Source organism: Coleofasciculaceae cyanobacterium (genome assembly GCA_036703275.1).
In the GTDB taxonomy this organism is placed as follows: domain Bacteria; phylum Cyanobacteriota; class Cyanobacteriia; order Cyanobacteriales; family Xenococcaceae; genus Waterburya.
This window is the reverse complement of sequence record DATNPK010000106.1, coordinates 1-2491: the sequence shown is the minus strand read 5'-3', so window position 1 is coordinate 2491 and position 2491 is coordinate 1. Positions and strand designations below refer to the sequence as shown.

5 protein-coding genes are annotated in these 2491 nt (G+C 43.5%); 1 reads left to right on the top strand and 4 read right to left on the bottom strand.

What is annotated here, in order from left to right; translation table 11 throughout:
• Positions 1-294 (top strand): hypothetical protein (locus V6C71_23570; GenBank protein ID HEY9771435.1); only part of this gene is annotated, 294 nt, incomplete at its 5' end.
• Here V6C71_23570 and V6C71_23565 read toward each other — a convergent pair.
• The 4 genes from V6C71_23565 to V6C71_23550 form a co-directional block, all read right to left on the bottom strand.
• Positions 252-869, bottom strand: coding sequence for a cation transporter (locus V6C71_23565; protein HEY9771434.1), 618 nt, complete (start codon positions 867-869; stop codon positions 252-254). The two genes, V6C71_23570 and V6C71_23565, sit on opposite strands and share 43 nt — an antisense overlap.
• 82 nt (positions 870-951) lie before the next feature.
• Positions 952-1317 carry a metalloregulator ArsR/SmtB family transcription factor gene (locus V6C71_23560; GenBank protein HEY9771433.1) on the bottom strand — a complete coding sequence of 122 codons (366 nt, stop codon included), beginning with the start codon at positions 1315-1317 and terminating at the stop codon, positions 952-954.
• A 436-nt stretch (positions 1318-1753) separates the two neighbouring features.
• Positions 1754-1900: a hypothetical protein gene (locus tag V6C71_23555; GenBank protein ID HEY9771432.1), complete on the bottom strand. Its 147-nt coding sequence runs from the start codon at positions 1898-1900 to the stop codon at positions 1754-1756.
• Positions 1897-2127 carry a hypothetical protein gene (locus tag V6C71_23550; protein HEY9771431.1) on the bottom strand — a complete coding sequence of 77 codons (231 nt, stop codon included), beginning with the start codon at positions 2125-2127 and terminating at the stop codon, positions 1897-1899. The genes V6C71_23555 and V6C71_23550 overlap by 4 nt, the downstream gene beginning before the upstream one ends.
• Positions 2128-2491: the final 364 nt, after the last annotated feature.

The window sequence follows — 2491 nt, the reverse complement described above, 5'->3', positions numbered from 1 at the left end:
TCCGTAATAGACTGCTTCAAAAAGGTTAAAGCGCACCGCCCCGTCGGAGGAAACCTCCGACATAGGGACGGAGCAAGCAGGAAAAAAGAATTAATCGCTACAAAGGCTCAAGCGATCATTGCTCATCACCAGGTATTTAACGGTTGTGTTCAGCGGCGGCGAACAACCTTTGCAGCACCATCAAGACCTCCAAACCGTCCGCTGCAACACGGTTGTTATACTGCGATCTTTACTGCATACTCGGAAACTTGCTATACCTGCTGCATTTCTCGCCAAGACTGCGAAAGCACTTGACCTGCCGACTTCGCAAAAATGAACGTCAACAATAAACCTACTGCTAGATCCGGCAGTACAGAGTGCGTCAGAAAAACTAACCCTGCTGCGATAAGAACGGACGTATTTGCAATGATGTCATTCCTTGAACATAACCACACAGAAGACATATTTAGATTATCCTTTCGGTGTCTGGTCAACAGCAATAGACAGACTAAATTAGCAAGTAACGCCATAACTCCAATCGTGCTCATAATAGTTGCTTCTGGGGTTGCACCCGCAAATAATTGGTAGGTTGCCCTTGCAAAGACTGCGATCGCAAACAAAAACATGATAAATCCCTTAACAAAGGCTGACCCAGCCTGAACCTTACTGCCCTTGTTAATGACATATAAACTGATTGCGTAAACTAATGTATCGCCCAGCATATCGAGCGAGTCTCCCGTCAAAGATAGCGAATCTGCGCGAATGCCTGCTCCAAATTCAACAAAAAACATCACTAGGTTGATGAACAAAACCACCCAAAGCACCTTGGCTTGCTGTTTTTTCAGCTTCGTTAGCTCGCAACCCTTGTTTTGACAGCAGTTATCACTCATAGCTCACCCGCTCATTCTAACATTCAAATGAATATTAGAATGTTATCACGAAAGTCTCATATTCTAACCAGCGTTAGAATGTTTATTCGGCAAGTTGCTTCAAGACATAACAAAGAATCTCAGCTATCCGCTGGTCTTTCAGAGAGTAGTAAGCTAGCTTGCCATCGTTTCTATACTTTAGAATTTTGAGGTCACGCAGTTTTCGCAGGTGATGAGAGGCGGACGCAATCTTAACTTCAAGCAGTGAAGCCACATCGCAGACGCAAAGCTCTTGACCATCACTCAGAGCATGGAGAATCTTCAGGCGTGATTTGTCTGCCAAAGCACCGAAAAGAATTTGAGCATTTTCTAAAAGATCATCTCCCGGCAGTGCTTCACTAACCTGAATAACTAACTCTGCGTTAAAACACCGAATTTGGCAAATGTCGCTTGGTTTGGCTTTAGTCACAAATCTTCACGGGCATGAGTTTTACAACTCAATTCTAGCTGCTTACCGTTAACGCACCTCACCGATAGCTCAAGCAGTATAACTATTTATTAGATTGAAACTTTTTAGATATTAACTCTATGTGGGATAAAAAGCAGAAACTTTCCGCATATCTACCTCATATAGAATGAGATCGCGAAACTTTCCGTATATTCGTCGGTGATATCCAGACTTTTTCTGGATATCATTCCGTGGAAAACCCTCTTAAAAAACTGCAAGGGACAAGTTAGTGATGTCATTCGTCTCAAACATTATTCTTATAAAACAGAAAAGTGGCGCTTATGAATAGAACGCTTCGTACTCATTATGATCGCAATCTCCAAAACCATGTCACTGTGTCCCCCTCTAAAACACCAAGCGCACGATGACTCCGCGTCACTCGTACTGACCAAATTCCTTATTTGCTGTTGATGCACTTGAAATGTAGCGATGGATGAAATGGGTTTTCTGCCCACAATCGATATGCTTTTCTTGCCCCTGCTCTCACTTCATCACTTAGTTCTCGGTAATTCTCCCAAAAGGACGGCAGCGTTGCTGACTTCATAGTTGCTCATAATCCATCGGGACTGATTTACCCGCTGCAATCTCTTGTTTCGCTTTGCGAGCCGCTGCCACTAAATTCTCTTGCGTTCGCTTAAACGAAGTGTCCCATTGCTTTTCATCTTCCAAATCAGCAATGTACTCCCGAATATGCTCTGCAACTTTTTCTTGCAAGTCATCCGGCAAAGATTCAACCATCTTTACAATTGTTGTGATAGCAGGCGAAGACATAAGCTGATTAGCGATGATTCAGTAAAAAAGTTTCTCTATTTTAGCAGCTAATACCTGCCAGTCCTGACTAATTTAATCTGCTGAAGATGCGATCGCCTTTGCGGAGTCTTTATTAACTAAAGCTGCCAAGTATCGAGCTGCTCAATCTAAATAGATCAAAAAGGGGAAAGACAAAGCAGCGGACGCGGAGCTTATACTAAAGCATTTGCCCTAAAGGATTCCCTTCGGTCTCGAAGCTTATCCGTAATAGACTGCTTCAAAAAGGTTAAAGCGCACCGCCCCGTCGGAGGAAACCTCCGACATAGGGACGGAGCAAGCAGGAAAAAAGAATTAATCGCTACAAAGGCTCAAGCGATCATTGCTC